General features: G+C 59.1%; 17 protein-coding genes. 16 read left to right on the top strand and 1 reads right to left on the bottom strand.

Annotation, left to right across the window (positions count from 1 at the left end):
• Positions 1 to 561 precede the first annotated feature (561 nt).
• Genes rluC through LJY18_RS20425 form a run of 3 tightly spaced genes read left to right on the top strand, consistent with a single transcriptional unit; the run spans position 562 to position 3,173 of the window.
• Complete coding sequence (gene rluC / locus LJY18_RS20415; protein WP_238043938.1) at positions 562 to 1,515, top strand: 23S rRNA pseudouridine(955/2504/2580) synthase RluC; 954 nt, start codon at positions 562 to 564, stop codon at positions 1,513 to 1,515.
• A complete protein-coding gene (locus LJY18_RS20420; RefSeq protein WP_238043941.1) occupies positions 1,508 to 2,200 on the top strand; it encodes an HAD-IA family hydrolase in 693 nt (230 codons plus the stop codon). The genes rluC and LJY18_RS20420 overlap by 8 nt, the downstream gene beginning before the upstream one ends.
• Positions 2,193 to 3,173 (top strand): S49 family peptidase, encoded by a 981-nt coding sequence (locus LJY18_RS20425; protein WP_238044181.1) that lies wholly within the window; start codon positions 2,193 to 2,195, stop codon positions 3,171 to 3,173. Before LJY18_RS20420 ends, LJY18_RS20425 begins: the two co-directional genes overlap by 8 nt.
• A 48-nt stretch (positions 3,174 to 3,221) precedes the next feature.
• Here LJY18_RS20425 and LJY18_RS20430 read toward each other — a convergent pair whose 3' ends face one another.
• On the bottom strand, positions 3,222 to 3,800 hold the full coding sequence (locus LJY18_RS20430) for a Maf family protein (protein WP_238043942.1): 579 nt from the start codon (positions 3,798 to 3,800) through the stop codon (positions 3,222 to 3,224).
• Between the two features lie 111 nt (positions 3,801 to 3,911).
• Between LJY18_RS20430 and LJY18_RS20435 the strand changes: the two genes are divergently transcribed.
• From LJY18_RS20435 to LJY18_RS20495, 13 genes are all read left to right on the top strand, one after another.
• Positions 3,912 to 4,439, top strand: a complete 528-nt coding sequence (locus LJY18_RS20435) for a YceD family protein (protein WP_238043943.1) — start codon at positions 3,912 to 3,914, stop codon at positions 4,437 to 4,439.
• A gap of 13 nt (positions 4,440 to 4,452) precedes the next feature.
• Complete coding sequence (gene rpmF / locus LJY18_RS20440; RefSeq protein WP_079201670.1) at positions 4,453 to 4,635, top strand: 50S ribosomal protein L32; 183 nt, start codon at positions 4,453 to 4,455, stop codon at positions 4,633 to 4,635.
• Positions 4,636 to 4,638: 3 nt separating this feature from the next.
• Positions 4,639 to 5,649: a phosphate acyltransferase PlsX gene (plsX, locus tag LJY18_RS20445; RefSeq protein ID WP_238043945.1), complete on the top strand. Its 1,011-nt coding sequence runs from the start codon at positions 4,639 to 4,641 to the stop codon at positions 5,647 to 5,649.
• A gap of 149 nt (positions 5,650 to 5,798) precedes the next feature.
• Positions 5,799 to 6,734, top strand: coding sequence for an ACP S-malonyltransferase (fabD, locus tag LJY18_RS20450; protein WP_238043947.1), 936 nt, complete (start codon positions 5,799 to 5,801; stop codon positions 6,732 to 6,734).
• Positions 6,735 to 6,750: 16 nt separating this feature from the next.
• Positions 6,751 to 7,494, top strand: coding sequence for a 3-oxoacyl-ACP reductase FabG (gene fabG / locus LJY18_RS20455; protein WP_238043949.1), 744 nt, complete (start codon positions 6,751 to 6,753; stop codon positions 7,492 to 7,494).
• 196 nt (positions 7,495 to 7,690) lie between these two features.
• The gene (gene acpP / locus LJY18_RS20460; RefSeq protein ID WP_025167424.1) at positions 7,691 to 7,927 is read left to right on the top strand and encodes an acyl carrier protein; all 237 of its coding nucleotides are present in this window, start codon (positions 7,691 to 7,693) and stop codon (positions 7,925 to 7,927) included.
• A gap of 271 nt (positions 7,928 to 8,198) precedes the next feature.
• Positions 8,199 to 9,443, top strand: a complete 1,245-nt coding sequence (fabF, locus tag LJY18_RS20465; protein ID WP_238043951.1) for a beta-ketoacyl-ACP synthase II — start codon at positions 8,199 to 8,201, stop codon at positions 9,441 to 9,443.
• Entirely contained in the window at positions 9,443 to 10,258 is an 816-nt protein-coding gene (pabC, locus tag LJY18_RS20470; protein ID WP_238043953.1) for an aminodeoxychorismate lyase, read from the top strand. The genes fabF and pabC overlap by 1 nt, the downstream gene beginning before the upstream one ends.
• A gap of 3 nt (positions 10,259 to 10,261) precedes the next feature.
• Positions 10,262 to 11,314, top strand: coding sequence for an endolytic transglycosylase MltG (mltG, locus tag LJY18_RS20475; protein ID WP_238043955.1), 1,053 nt, complete (start codon positions 10,262 to 10,264; stop codon positions 11,312 to 11,314).
• Positions 11,315 to 11,324: 10 nt separating this feature from the next.
• The gene (gene tmk, locus LJY18_RS20480; RefSeq protein WP_238043957.1) at positions 11,325 to 11,957 is read left to right on the top strand and encodes a dTMP kinase; all 633 of its coding nucleotides are present in this window, start codon (positions 11,325 to 11,327) and stop codon (positions 11,955 to 11,957) included.
• Entirely contained in the window at positions 11,950 to 12,936 is a 987-nt protein-coding gene (locus LJY18_RS20485) for a DNA polymerase III subunit delta' (protein ID WP_238043959.1), read from the top strand. Before tmk ends, LJY18_RS20485 begins: the two co-directional genes overlap by 8 nt.
• 36 nt (positions 12,937 to 12,972) lie before the next feature.
• Complete coding sequence (locus LJY18_RS20490) at positions 12,973 to 13,329, top strand: PilZ domain-containing protein (RefSeq protein ID WP_003245164.1); 357 nt, start codon at positions 12,973 to 12,975, stop codon at positions 13,327 to 13,329.
• 93 nt (positions 13,330 to 13,422) lie between these two features.
• Complete coding sequence (locus LJY18_RS20495; protein ID WP_238043961.1) at positions 13,423 to 14,205, top strand: TatD family hydrolase; 783 nt, start codon at positions 13,423 to 13,425, stop codon at positions 14,203 to 14,205.
• Positions 14,206 to 14,351: the final 146 nt, after the last annotated feature.

Raw genomic sequence — 14,351 nt, forward strand, 5'->3', positions numbered from 1 at the left:
GGTGCTGGCGGAAGCGGCGTTCGGCACACACGACTCTCAGGGTCGGTGTCAGGCGCGTCAGAAACGGTCGTAAATCGTTTCATTGTCAAACGACAGTCAGCCAGTTGGGCTGGGTCGCGACGGACATCTCCTGCTCGCTGTTGTGACAGAAAGCACTAGTCAGGAGGAGGAATCAACTGTCGGTAGCGGACGAGATGAAGCGTCTTCGATAAAGCTAATTGCTACGCAGACCGACGGTTGTACGTCTCCACCCTACACGTATCACTGAAAATCGGGTGCCGCTCGCATAAAATCCGCAGCGGGTTGGCTTTTACCGCAAACGCCCAATGGGGGCGGCTGCGCATCATGGCTTAAGGCTTTATTTCCGAGTTATCCGCAGCCTTTGCGGCATCCTATCTCTGAATAACCCGTCGGACGGCCTTACGTCCTAAATGGATTGCATCGGTTGGGGATGGCAGTTTTGGCGATCATCCGCAAACCGGACCGCTTTTGGCGGCGTTCGCGACTATAGCAGTAATGATTAAGTGCTTCAAATCCATAAAAAATTGTTATGATTGCGCGATGACAATTCCTACTTCTACAACCTCCGGCGTTCAGCTGCTCGAGGTTGCGCCGGAACTCGCCGGCCAGCGCATCGATAACTTCCTCCGCACTCAGTTAAAGGGTGTGCCCAAGACATTGATTTACCGCATTTTGCGCAAAGGCGAGGTGCGGGTAAACAAGGGGCGCATCAAGCCGGAGTACAAGTTGCAAGCGGGCGACATCATTCGCGTCCCGCCGCTGCGGCTGGCCGAGCGCGATGAGCCGGCGCCCTTGGCGCAGGGCTTGCTCGAGCGGCTTGAGGCGGCCATCGTTTATGAAGACAAGGCCTTGATCGTGCTGAACAAGCCCGCTGGCATCGCCGTGCATGGCGGCAGCGGTCTCAACTACGGGGTGATAGAGGCTTTCCGCCAGCTACGGCCGGACGCCAAGGAGCTGGAGCTGGTTCATCGTCTCGATCGCGATACGTCCGGGCTTCTGATGATCGCCAAGAAGCGCAGCATGCTGCGGCATCTGCATGAGGCCTTGCGTGGTGACGGCGTGGACAAGCGTTATATGGCGCTGGTTCGCGGGCACTGGGCGACTGCCAAGAAGCGGGTCAACGCACCTTTGCAGAAAAGCAACCTGCGTTCGGGTGAGCGCATGGTCGAGGTCAACGATGAAGGCAAGGAGGCGCTGACACTGTTTCGCGTGCTGCGCCGTTTTGGTGAGTTCGCCACCTTGGTCGAGGCCAAGCCGGTGACCGGGCGCACCCATCAGATTCGCGTGCACAGCCAGTATGCCGGCCATTGTATCGCCGGCGACAGCAAGTACGGCGATGATGAGTTCAGTCGCGAGATCCGCGAGCTGGGCGGTAAGCGTCTGTTCCTGCATGCCTACGCATTGGTCGTGCCGCTGCCCGATGGTGGTGAGCTCAGGCTGGAGGCGCCGGTCGATGTGGTCTGGGTGCGCACGCTGGAGCGTCTCAGTGCTTGACTATGAGTTGTTGATCTTCGACTGGGACGGCACACTGGTCGACTCCATTGATCGTATCGTCGAATCGATGCATTGGGCGGCGGATTCTACTGGTCTGGCGCGGTGCAGCGACGCGCAGGTCAAGGGCATTATCGGGCTTGGTTTGCCGGAGGCGATAGCCTGTCTGTACCCAGAGTTGCTTGACTTGGTGCTCGTCGAGCGCTTTCGTCGCTGTTATAGCGAGCGCTACCTGGCGCTGGAGACCGAGCCCTCGGCGTTGTTCCCAGGGGTGGCCGAGGCGCTGGAGATGTTCCGTACGCAGGGCTATCGTTTGGCGGTGGCAACGGGCAAGAGTCGTCATGGCTTGCAGCGGGTGCTGGAGGGGCGTGGCTGGCTGGATTACTTCGATGTCACTCGCTGTGCCGACGAAACGGCGAGCAAGCCGAGTCCGCTGATGCTGGAGGAGATCCTCGAGCATTGTGGTGTTTCTGCGGATCGGGCCTTGATGGTGGGTGATTCATCGTTCGATTTGCAGATGGCTCGGCATGCGGGGATGAACTCCGTGGCAGTAGGTTATGGGGCTCAGCCCTTGGCGGTGTTGCGTGAGCATGGTCCGGCGCTGGCAATAGATAATTTCATGGAATTACATGCCTGGCTCGATCGGCGTGTAAGTGGGCAACCAGTTGAGGTGGGTGAATATGTCTGATGAATGGAAAGCATCGGCTGCCAGCGAGGGTGATGAAAAAAGCTGGAAGTTGCTGGAAACAACATTGTTGGCTGGCGTTCAGGAGCAGCGTCGAACGCGGCGTTGGGGGATTTTCTTCAAGTCGCTGACATTTATTTACCTGTTTGCTGGGCTGGCGCTAATTGCGCCGCTGCTCAACCTGAAGGAGAGCGTCAAGAGTGGTGCGAGTCATACCGCATTGATCGAGGTGCGCGGGATGATCGCCGATAAGGAGATGGCCAGCGCCGATAACATAGTCGGCAGCCTGCGCGCCGCGTTCGAGGACGAGAATACCAAGGGTGTGATCCTGCGGATCAACAGTCCGGGCGGCAGTCCGGTACAGTCGGGCTATATCTATGATGAGATTCGTCGCCTGCGGACCGAGTACCCGGCGATCAAGCTGTATGCGGTGATCACCGATCTCGGTGCCTCTGGCGCCTATTACATTGCCAGTGCCGCGGATGAGATCTATGCCGACAAGGCCAGTCTGGTCGGGTCGATTGGCGTGACGGCGACCGGTTTCGGTTTTGTCGGGGTCATGGAAAAACTGGGTGTCGATCGTCGTGTGTATACCTCCGGCGAACACAAGGCGTTTCTCGACCCGTTTCAGCCGCCGAACGATGAAGAGGCGCAGTTCTGGCAGGGGGTGCTGGACACCACGCATCGGCAGTTTATTGAAAGCGTCAAGCAGGGTCGCGGCGATCGGCTTAAGTCGGCGGAACATCCCGAGCTGTTTTCAGGCTTGGTGTGGTCGGGTGAGCAGGCGTTGCAGTTGGGCTTGATCGATGCTCTGGGCAATGCCAGTTATGTCGCGCGTGAAATTATCGGCGAGAAGGAGTTGGTCGATTTCACGGTCGAGGAGTCGCCGTTCGATCGGTTTGCCAAGCGCCTTGGTGCTAGCGTTGCCGAGAATCTGGCCATGTGGATGGGTTTTCAGGGGCCAAACCTGCGCTAGTTGATTTCGCGTTGCACGCAGGCCCGGTCATTGATCGGGCCTGTTGCATTATGGGATATCAATACCGGCTTTCAGGAGCATGTCCACCAGGCGGATCAGTGGAAGGCCGATCAGGCTGGTGGCGTCAGTGCCTTCGGTGCTGCGAAACAGGCTGACGCCCAGTCCCTCGGCCTTGAAGCTGCCGGCGCAGTCGTAGGGTTGCTCTGCCTCTAGGTAGCGGGTGATCTGCGCGTCGCTCAGTTGGCGAAAGTATACGGTGAAGGGGATGCAGTCGATCTGGCAGTGGCCGCTTTGGCTGTCGAGCAGGGCCAGGCCAGTGAGGAAGGTGACGCTGTTGCCGCTTGCGGCGAGTAGTTGTGCGTGGGCTCGTTCATGTGTTTCCGGTTTGCCGACAATCTGGCCGTCAAGTACGGCGACCTGATCCGAGCCGATAATCAAGTGCTGCGGGTGTTTGGGGCTGAGGGCGCGAGCTTTTTCTTCTGCCAGGCGGCGTACCAGTGTGCCGGCGTCTTCATTGGGGTGGGGGGCTTCGTTGATCGCCGGCGCGCCCCAAGTAAAGGGCAGGCGCAAGCGGGTCAATAATTCTCGGCGATACGGTGAGCTGGATGCGAGCACCAGGGGTAGCATGTCTTTGCATCTCCTTTTATATAAGCGGGCAATTCTAGTCGGCACTCTTCGTGCTGGACAGGCCGAATATCCTTTGACAGGGGCAGAGTGCATCCATAGAATGCGGCGCCTATGTCGAATGCACCGATTCCACCTCATGTTGATCCGCGAAAGTTGGCTGATCGTGGTGCCACGCTTGAAGGCGAGGTACCGCTAGCCGATTTGGCGCGACTCTGCGACCCACTTGCCGATAACCAAGGCATGGTGCGCGCGAAGTTTTTTTTCGAGCGTGATGAGCGTAATGCTGTGGTTTTCCATAGTGAGCTCGAGGTTGAGGTCAAGATGGTTTGCCAGCGTTGTCTGGAACTGGTTGCCCTGCCGATCCATAGTGCATGTGATTACGCTGTGGTGAAAGAAGGTGCAAATACCCAGTCCGTGCCGCAAGGCTATGACGCGCTGGAGTTGGGTGAAGATCCATTGGATCTGCTGGCGCTGGTTGAGGATGAGTTGTTGCTCGCCTTGCCCATTGTCCCGGTTCATGACCCTAAAGATTGCCAGCAGCCGGTCGGCCTCGTAGAGCCCGGTCCGAGCGAGGACGAGGTAACGCGGTCCAACCCGTTCAGTGTATTGGCGCAGTTAAAGCGTGACCCAAACGTTTAGGAGTTAATTAGTTATGGCTGTTCAGCAGAACAAAAAATCCCGTTCCGCCCGCGACATGCGTCGTTCGCACGATGCTCTCGATGCCAGTACGCTGTCCGTTGAGAAAAGCACCGGTGAAATCCATCTGCGCCACCACGTATCGCCGGAAGGTGTTTACCGTGGTCGCAAAGTGATCGACAAGGGCGCTGACGAGTAAATCTTGTCCGCTCCGATCATCGCGATTGATGCAATGGGTGGGGACTTCGGTCCCCACAGCATTGTTCAGGCCAGCATTGCCTGTCTGGCTGAGTACCCTTCGTTGCACCTGGTCCTAGTCGGCCAAGCCCCCCTTATTGAAGAATTGATTGCCCGTAATCCTGGCGTCGATCGCGCACGCCTGCATGTCGAGCATGCTGGCGAAGTGATCTCCATGGATGAGCGTCCAGCGCTAGCTCTGCGTGGCAAGTCCGATTCGTCTATGCGGGTGGCTCTGGGTTTGCTGCGAGACGGGCACGTTCAGGCGTGTGTCAGTGCGGGCAATACCGGGGCTCTGATGGCATTGTCGCGCTATCTGCTGAAAACCCTGCCAGGGATCGATCGTCCGGCCATGGTGGCGGCTGTGCCAACCCGGACTGGTTACTGTCACTTGCTTGACCTGGGGGCTAATGTCGACTGCAGTGCCGAGCAGCTCTACCAGTTCGCGGTAATGGGTGCGGTGGCCGCTGAGACGTTGGGGGTGGTGAGTCCGCGTGTGGCGTTGCTCAATGTCGGCACCGAAGAGGTCAAGGGCAATCAGCAGGTCAAGCTTGCTTCGGGTCTTTTGCAGCAGGCCCGTGGTTTGAATTACATCGGCTTTGTCGAAGGCGACGGGCTATATCGTGGCGAAGCCGATGTAGTGGTGTGCGACGGTTTTGTGGGCAATATTCTGCTCAAGTCCAGCGAAGGCCTGGCGGCGATGATTGCGGTGCGTATCGAGGTGTTGTTCAGGCGCAATCTGGTTTCGCGGTTGGCAGGCCTGCTGGCGATGCCGGTATTGCGCCGCCTGCGTGCCGAGTTGGCGCCGGCGCAGCACAACGGTGCAAGCTTGCTCGGCCTGCAGGGTATTGTGGTGAAGAGTCATGGCTCGGCAGGCACTGAAGGTTTCAAGAGTGCCATCCGCTGTGCGCTGAAGGAAATCGAGGACGATTTACCGCAGCGTCTGCATGGTCGGCTCGAGGATATGTTGCTCTGAGCCGGTTTTGCGGTTTTGCGGGTGCTGGCTATTGTGTCGCCTGTTAATGTGACCGCGGCGGGTGGCCTGTCATCCAACTGTCAGATTGTTGCGCTTGACTCTGCCAAGCGCGAATTTATTCGACGATAAGACCATAGAGGCTCGTTTACATGTCTGCATCCCTCGCATTCGTCTTTCCTGGGCAAGGCTCGCAGTCGCTGGCGATGCTGGCTGGGCATGGCTCACAGCAAATTGTTATCGATACTTTTGCCGAAGCCTCCGACGTGCTCGGCTACGACCTTTGGGCCTTGACCCAACAGGGTCCGGAAGAGCAACTCAATCAAACCGATAAAACTCAGCCGGCTATTCTTACGGCATCCACTGCCTTGTGGCGCCTGTGGCGCGCTGAAGGCGGCTTGCAACCGGCTTTCGTGGCCGGCCATAGCTTGGGTGAATACTCTGCGCTGGTTGCTGCAGGGAGTCTGGGGTTCGCTGAAGCTGTGAAGCTGGTTGAGCTGCGTGGCCAGCTGATGCAGCAGGCGGTGCCTGCGGGTCAGGGCGGTATGGCGGCAATCCTCGGGCTGGACGATGCCGACGTACTGGCTGCCTGCGCCGAAGCGGCGCAAGGCGAAGTGGTGAGTGCAGTGAATTTCAATGCGCCTGGCCAGGTGGTGATCGCAGGTTCGGCTGCGGCCGTGGCGCGTGCGGTCGATGCGTGTAAGGCGCGTGGCGCCAAACGTGCCATGTCGCTGCCGGTTAGCGTGCCGTCGCATTGCGCGCTGATGCGCCCGGCTGCTGAGCGCTTCGCAGGGGCGGTTGCAGCTGTTGTCTGGCAAGCGCCGCAGATTTCGTTGGTTCAGAACGTCAGTGCCCGCGTGGTCGCAGACCTTGATACTCTCAAGGCCGATCTGCTGGCGCAGCTGTATAGTCCGGTGCGCTGGGTTGAATCAATTGTCTGTATGGCCGAACAAGGCGTGGCTGATCTGCTCGAGTGCGGTCCAGGCAGGGTGCTGTCAGGGCTGAACAAGCGCTGCGTCAAGGGAATCAATACGTATAGTCTGGACACTCCAGACGCCTTTGCCGCCGCGCGTGCGGCCTTGGCCTGAATTAAGAGGGGTTTCTATGAGCCTGCAAGGTAAAGTTGCATTGGTCACTGGCGCGAGTCGCGGCATTGGTCAAGCCATTGCGCTGGAATTGGGGCGGCAGGGCGCCGTTGTGATCGGGACGGCGACTTCGCCGTCTGGCGCCGAGCGAATTGCCGAATACCTGAAAGAACATGGCATCGAGGGGGCTGGCCTAGTGCTTGATGTCAGCAGCGACGAATCGGTTGCCACGACTCTGCAACACATTCAGCAACACCTCGGACAGCCGTTGATCTTGGTCAACAACGCAGGTATCACCCGGGATAACCTGATGCTGCGCATGAAGGATGATGAGTGGTTCGATGTCATCAATACCAACCTGAATAGCCTGTACAGGTTGTCCAAGGCAGTGCTGCGCGGTATGACCAAGGCCCGCTTCGGGCGCATCATCAATATCGGCTCGGTTGTCGGCGCCATGGGCAATGCTGGGCAAGTGAACTATGCTGCGTCCAAGGCCGGGGTGGAAGGTTTCGGTCGTGCCCTGGCACGTGAAGTCGGCTCGCGGTCAATCACTGTAAATGCTGTGGCGCCTGGCTTTATCGATACTGATATGACTCGTGAACTGCCGGAAGCACAGCGTGACGCGCTGCTGGCACAGATTCCGCTGGGTCGTTTGGGGCAGGCCGAAGAGATTGCGAAAGTGGTCGCTTTCCTCGCCTCCGATGGCGCAGCCTACGTCACAGGAGCTACTATCCCTGTGAACGGTGGAATGTACATGAGCTGAATGTGACTGAGGCCTTCTGAAAACTGTCATAGATGCTGTCTAAAATCCGTTATTAGAGCTGCAGTCGGTTTATAGGTGGATCGTTGAAGTGATCTGGGGCAATCTTGCATTCTGCTTGAAAAGCTAAAAACCCTTTATATACACTTGGCCGCGGACCAGCTGCCTGGATTTTTCCAATTAGGAGTGAAAATACGGTATGAGCACCATCGAAGAACGCGTCAAGAAAATCGTTGCCGAGCAACTTGGCGTCAAAGAAGACGAAGTAACCAACAGCGCTTCCTTCGTTGAAGACCTGGGTGCCGACTCCCTTGATACTGTTGAGCTGGTGATGGCTCTCGAGGAAGAATTTGAAACTGAAATCCCGGATGAGCAGGCTGAGAAGATCACCTCCGTTCAGGAAGCCATCGATTACGTGACCGCGCACGCGCAATAAGCTGATCGTCGACTCCCGACCTGGAAAAGCCGCACAGCCCTCATCGGGCGTGCGGTTTTTCTTTGACGGGCCGTTGAAAGCGGCCATGGGCCTTGCAGGTCAATCATCGAAGTGTGGCCTGGCTGACTCACTTAGTGCGCTTGCCCAGCGGGGCGGTCTTTGGCTATTGCTGCGCCGCGCGGTGGAGTGTCTTGCCTGTTCTTTGCTCGTTATCTGCTATCTGGGTAAGGGTGTGGGTAGGTGTTGAATAACCGAAAAAGAGGAGATTGCTGTGTCGCGTAGACGCGTCGTGGTTACCGGTATGGGCATGCTGTCGCCGCTGGGTAACGATGTGACGAGCAGCTGGCAGGGTATTTTGGCCGGACGCAGTGGCATCGCCCCCCTAGAGCACATGGATCTTTCCGCTTATACCACCCGTTTTGGTGGTTCGGTCAAAGGGTTCAATGTCGAGGAGTATTTGTCCGCCAAAGAGGCGCGCAAGCTCGATCTTTTTATACAGTATGGTCTGGCCGCAAGCTTTCAGGCTGTGCGCGATTCCGGGCTGGAAGTAACCGACGCCAACCGTGAGCGTATCGGTGTGGCACTTGGTTCAGGTATTGGCGGCCTGACCAATATCGAGAACAACTGCAAGTTGTTGCATGAACTGGGCCCGCGGCGTATTTCGCCATTTTTCGTCCCTGGCTCGATCATCAACATGATTTCCGGTTTCCTGTCGATCCATCTTGGGTTGCAGGGGCCGAATTATGCGATCGCCACGGCCTGTACCACGGGTACCCACTGCATCGGCATGGCCGCACGCAATATTGCCTATGGTGAAGCCGACGTGATGGTTGCTGGTGGTTCCGAGATGGCTGCCTGTGGTTTGGGCATTGGTGGTTTTGCTGCGGCGCGGGCACTGTCCACGCGCAACGACGACCCGGCCAGGGCCAGTCGTCCATGGGATAAGGATCGCGACGGCTTCGTACTATCGGATGGTGCCGGTGCACTGGTCCTGGAAGAGTTGGAGCATGCCAAGGCGCGAGGCGCGACCATCTATGCCGAGTTGATCGGCTTCGGCATGAGCGGCGATGCGTATCACATGACTTCACCACCGGAGGACGGTGCCGGTGCCGCGCGCTGCATTGCTAATGCCATGCGCGACGCCGGGCTGAATACCGATCAGGTGCAGTACATCAATGCCCACGGCACCTCGACCTCTGCGGGAGACAAGGCTGAGGTCGCGGCGATCAAGTCGGTATTTGGCGAAAATGCCTATCAGCTTGCCGTCAGCTCGACCAAGTCGATGACCGGTCACCTGCTGGGCGCGGCTGGCGCGGTCGAGGCAATCTTCAGCATCTTGGCCATTCGCGATCAGGTGGCGCCACCCACCATCAACCTGGATGAGCCTAGCGAGGGCTGTGACCTCGACTTCGTTGCGCACCAGGCCAAAGCCATGCCGATCGATGTAGTACTGTCCAATTCCTTTGGTTTTGGCGGTACCAATGGCTCGCTGGTGTTCCGCCGGTACGTCGGTTGATGCCGAGCTGGATCGACGGTCAGCCGATGGAGTGGCTCTCCGTCAAAGATCGTGGTCTGGCTTACGGCGATGGACTGTTCGAGACCATCGCCGTCAGTGGCGGCAATCCCGCATTGCTGGAGCGGCACCTGGCACGGCTTGGCGAAGGTTGTGCGCGCTTGTTGATCGATCTCGATCTGGCTGTGGTGCGGGAGGAGCTGCTGGCGTTCAGTCGTGAGCTGGGCGATGGCGTGGCCAAGTTGATCGTGACGCGCGGCGACGGTTTGCGCGGTTATGCGCCGCCACAGCCTGGCTTGCCGCGACGGATCCTACAGAGCAGCGCCAAACCAGCTTATCCCGCCTGCAATGCCGGGCTGGGTGTGCGTATGTTTCCCTGTGCTACACGATTGGCCGAGCAGCCTTTGCTGGCTGGGATGAAGCATTTGAATCGGCTCGAACAAGTGCTGGCGCGTGCCGAGTGGCACGACGCCGAACAGGCCGAAGGTTTGATGCTGGATACCTCTGGGCGGGTGATCGAGGGCGTCTTCAGTAATCTGTTTCTGGTGCAGGATAGTGTCTTGCTCACGCCCGATCTTTCCCGTTGCGGAGTGGCTGGGGTGATGCGTGCCGAACTGCTGGCGCAGGCAGAGAGCCAGGGTGTGCGCTGCGCTGTGCGCGATATAGATCTCGAGGCGTTGCTGCGGGCCGACGAGGTCTTTCTCTGCAACAGTCTCTACGGCGTCTGGCCTGTCCGTGCTCTGCAGCGGCATGTGTGGCCGGTTGGCCCGCTGACCCGTAAACTGCAGGTCATAGCCTGCGACCTACTGGACAGCTGATTCATGATGCGTAAATTGTTGTTGCTGCTTGAGGGTGGCGTGTTGGTGGTGGGATTGCTGGTGGTCTTTGTCGCCTGGCAACAACACTTGGCGCTCGAGCAACCGCTGAATCTGGCCGAGGAGTTGATGCTTGAAGTGCCAGCAGGCGCTACGCCGGGCGGTGTGCTCAATCGTCTGCAGGCTGACGGTGTTTTGCATGATGCATTCTGGCTGCGGCTCTACTGGCGCTTCAACCTCAGGGGGCAACCTCTGCACAGTGGCGAGTATTCCCTGACCCCTGAACTTACCGTGCGCGATTTGCTCGGTCTCTGGCGGCGTGGCGAGGTGGTGCAGTACAGCCTGACCCTGGTGGAAGGTTGGGATTTTCGTCAGGTCCGCGCGGCCCTGGAGCGCCAAGACAAGCTTGAGCAGACCTTGGCAGGGTTGAGCGATGCCCAGTTGATGGCAAGCCTGGATCAGCCTGGGGTCAATCCGGAAGGGCGCTTCTTCCCCGATACCTACCGTTTCGTGCGTGGCATGAGCGATCTCGATCTGCTCAAGCAGGCCTATGTGCGCCTGGAGCAGATATTGGCCGAGGAGTGGCAGGGCCGCGCCGATGGCCTGCCTTACAAGGAGCCCTATGACGCCTTGATCATGGCCTCGATAATCGAAAAGGAAACCGGGGTGCCCGAGGAGCGGGGTGAGATTGCCGGTGTCTTTATCCGGCGTCTGCGCATCGGTATGCGCCTGCAGACCGACCCCACGGTGATTTATGGCCTGGGTGAGCGCTATAACGGCAAGTTGACCCGTGCTCACCTGCGTGAGCCGACGACTTATAACACCTATGTGATCGATGGCATGCCGCCGACGCCGATTGCCATGGTGGGGCGCGAGGCGATCAATGCCGCGTTGCATCCGGTGGCGGGCAAGAGCCTGTATTTCGTCGCTCGCGGCGACGGCAGCCATGTATTCTCCAACACCCTCGAGGCACACAACCGTGCAGTGCGCGAGTACCAGCTCACGCGCCGCGCGGATTACCGTTCAAGTCCTGCCCCAGTGCAGTCGAACAATCAATAAAGGACAGCTTGTGAGCGGTTTGTTTATCACTCTGGAAGGCCCAGAAGGCGCTGGCAAAAGCACTAACCGCGAGTTCCTGGCCGAGCGTCTGCGAGCGCAAGGTGTGGAGGTACTGCTGACCCGCGAGCCGGGCGGTACACCGCTGGCTGAGCGCATCCGAGAGCTGTTGCTGGCGCCGAGCGATGAGCCGATGGCGGCCGATACCGAATTGCTGCTGGTGTTTGCCGCCCGTGCCCAGCATCTGGCTCAGGTGATTCGTCCCGCGCTGGCCCGTGGCTGTGTGGTGCTCTGTGACCGCTTCACCGATGCCACCTATGCCTATCAGGGTGGCGGTCGCGGTTTGTCGGAGGTGCGTATTGCGGTGCTGGAAAGCTTCGTTCAGGGCGATCTGCGTCCGGATCTGACCCTGGTGTTCGATTTGCCGGTAGAGGTCGGTCTGGCCCGTGCTGCGGCACGTGGCCGACTGGATCGATTCGAGCAGGAAGGGCGGGCGTTTTTCGAAGCGGTGCGCCAGACCTATCTGCGCCGTGCCAGTGAGGAGCCTCAGCGTTATCGGATTTTGAATGCCGCGCAATCGCTGAGTCAGGTGCAGCAGGATCTGGACGCCATGTTGGCGCAAATAGTGGAGCTGTGCCGTGGCTGATGCCTACCCCTGGCAAGCCACGCTCTGGCAGCAACTCGCTGGGCGCACGCAGCATGCCCATGCCTACCTGCTGCATGGGCCCGCCGGTATCGGTAAGCGTGCCCTCGCCGAGCGCCTGATGGCCCGCTTGCTCTGTCAGCGGCCAGTGGGTCTGGATGCCTGTGGTCAGTGCAAGTCCTGTCATTTGCTGGCTGCCGGCACCCATCCAGACAACTACATTCTGCAGCCGGAAGAGGTCGACAAGGCGATCAAGGTCGATCAGGTGCGTGACTTGGTCAACTTCGTGGTGCAGACCGCTCAACTCGCCGGCCGCAAGGTGGTGCTGGTCGAACCGGCCGAAGCGATGAATTTGAACGCTGCCAACGCCCTGCTGAAAAGTCTGGAAGAGCCTTCCGGCGATACGGTTCTGCTGTTGATCAGTCACCAGCCCAGTCGCTTGCTACCGACGGTGCGCAGTCGCTGCGTTCAGCAGGCCTGTCCATTGCCGAGCCAGGCAATGAGCCAGGCCTGGCTGGCACAGGCGCTGCCGGAGTGTAGCGATGAGGAGCGCGCCGAGTTGCTCTGCCTGGCGGCAGGCTCACCATTGGTCGCCGCACGTATGCACACCCAGGGCGTGCGTCAGCAGCGTGCCCTGGTGGTCGACGGGGTCAAGAAGCTGCTCAAGCAGCAAATCGCGCCGAGCCAATTGGCCGAAAGCTGGAACGCAGTGTCCTTGCAGCTATTGTTCGACTGGTTCTGTGACTGGGCGCAGTTGACCCTGCGATATCAGCTGGCGCGTGACGAGGCCGGGCTGGGACCAGCCGATATGCGCAAGGTCGTACAGTACCTGGCGGAGAAAACGCCTCAGCCGAAAGTCTTGAAGATGCAGGATTGGTTGCTGGTGCAGCGGCAGAAAGTCATAGGCAAAGCCAACCTCAATCGTGTCCTGCTTCTCGAAGCCCTGCTGGTGCAGTGGGCAAGCTTGCCCGGACCGGGCTAGAATCGGCCATCAAGTAATGAAAACCAGGAACGCCGCATGAGCTTGCCACCTAATTTGGGCCCGCGTAACGGAATCCTGTCTTTGACCATCAAAGACAAATCCGTGCTCTATGCCGCTTACATGCCCTTTATCAAAAATGGTGGGCTGTTTATCCCGACCAACAAGAGTTACAAGCTTGGCGATGAAGTGTTCATGTTGCTCAACCTGATGGATGAACCGGAAAAGATCCCGGTCGCCGGCAAGGTGGTGTGGATCACCCCCAAGGGGGCGCAGGGCAATCGCGCGGCAGGCGTCGGTGTGCAGTTCAATGACGGTGACAACACCGCGCGGAACAAGATCGAGACCTATCTGGCGGGTGCGCTGAAGTCGGATCGGCCAACCCATACCATGTAACCGCAGGCGCAAGCCCCAAGCTGCAAATCCCAAGTAAGCTGCTGTGCTTCGGTTTTTTGCTTGTGGCTCGCAGCTTGTCGCTTGAGGCTTGCCATGCTTATCGATTCCCACTGTCACCTCGATCGCCTCGATCTGGCTGCCCATGGCGGCTCCCTTGATGCTGCGCTGGATGCAGCGCGGGCGCGCGGCGTTGGTCATTTTCTCTGTATCGGTGTCAGTGCCGAGAATGCTGCGGCGGTCAAAAGCCTGGCCGAGCGGTATACCGATGTCGATTGCTCGGTCGGGGTTCATCCTCTGGATCTCGATCCGGGTGCTGCGCCAGTCCTGGACTGGTTGCTGGCCGAACTGAACCACCCTCGAGTGGTGGCCATCGGTGAAACCGGGCTGGACTACCACTACGAACCGCAAGCTGCGGAATCGCAGCAGCAGGCCTTCCGCCTGCACCTGCAGGCCGCCCAGATCACCGGCAAACCGGTGATCGTGCATACCCGGGAGGCACGTGCCGATACCCTGGCCCTGCTGCGCGAGGCCGCCTTGCCGCAGGCCGGGGTGTTGCACTGCTTCACCGAAGACTGGGCGATGGCCAAGGCGGCGCTGGATCTCGGCTTTTATATTTCCCTGTCTGGTATCGTCACCTTCCGTAATGCCGAGGCACTGCGCGAAGTCGCCCGCCAGGTCCCGGTCGATCGCTTGCTGGTGGAAACCGACTCGCCTTACCTGGCGCCGGTGCCGCACCGCGGCAAGCCAAATCTGCCGGAATATGTACGCGACGTGGCCGAGTATCTGGCGCTGTTGCGGGGTGTGAGTTTCGAGGAGTTGGCCGAGCAGACCAGCGCCAACTTCAAACGTCTGTTCCCGCTTGCGCGGGTTGCCTGAGGTTTGTGCTGGCGGATGACCGGCGAGCGGAATACGGTCAGTCTGAGGTAATCCGCGATCAGAAGGGCGCTACTCGTCGAAGGCCGTACACCGAGGATAATCGGCGAGGCAAAAAAAACCCGGGTTCTGGGGGGGAATCCGGGTTA

It is taken from the genome of Pseudomonas sp. MMS21 TM103, from assembly GCF_022132145.1.
In the GTDB taxonomy this organism is placed as follows: Bacteria; Pseudomonadota; Gammaproteobacteria; order Pseudomonadales; family Pseudomonadaceae; genus Aquipseudomonas.

Excerpts from the sequence above, each read along its gene's own strand:
- LJY18_RS20435 (WP_238043943.1), top strand. The coding sequence starts at position 3,912 with ATGTCGAATGCACCGATTCCACCTCATGTTGATCCGCGAAAGTTGGCT.
- LJY18_RS20490 (WP_003245164.1), top strand. The coding sequence starts at position 12,973 with ATGAGCTTGCCACCTAATTTGGGCCCGCGTAACGGAATCCTGTCTTTG.
- mltG (WP_238043955.1), top strand. The coding sequence starts at position 10,262 with ATGATGCGTAAATTGTTGTTGCTGCTTGAGGGTGGCGTGTTGGTGGTG.
- acpP (WP_025167424.1), top strand. The coding sequence starts at position 7,691 with ATGAGCACCATCGAAGAACGCGTCAAGAAAATCGTTGCCGAGCAACTT.
- fabD (WP_238043947.1), top strand. The coding sequence starts at position 5,799 with ATGTCTGCATCCCTCGCATTCGTCTTTCCTGGGCAAGGCTCGCAGTCG.
- LJY18_RS20425 (WP_238044181.1), top strand. The coding sequence starts at position 2,193 with ATGTCTGATGAATGGAAAGCATCGGCTGCCAGCGAGGGTGATGAAAAA.
- pabC (WP_238043953.1), top strand. The coding sequence starts at position 9,443 with ATGCCGAGCTGGATCGACGGTCAGCCGATGGAGTGGCTCTCCGTCAAA.
- LJY18_RS20430 (WP_238043942.1), bottom strand. The coding sequence starts at position 3,800 with ATGCTACCCCTGGTGCTCGCATCCAGCTCACCGTATCGCCGAGAATTA.
- rluC (WP_238043938.1), top strand. The coding sequence starts at position 562 with ATGACAATTCCTACTTCTACAACCTCCGGCGTTCAGCTGCTCGAGGTT.
- rpmF (WP_079201670.1), top strand. The coding sequence starts at position 4,453 with ATGGCTGTTCAGCAGAACAAAAAATCCCGTTCCGCCCGCGACATGCGT.
- LJY18_RS20495 (WP_238043961.1), top strand. The coding sequence starts at position 13,423 with ATGCTTATCGATTCCCACTGTCACCTCGATCGCCTCGATCTGGCTGCC.
- fabG (WP_238043949.1), top strand. The coding sequence starts at position 6,751 with ATGAGCCTGCAAGGTAAAGTTGCATTGGTCACTGGCGCGAGTCGCGGC.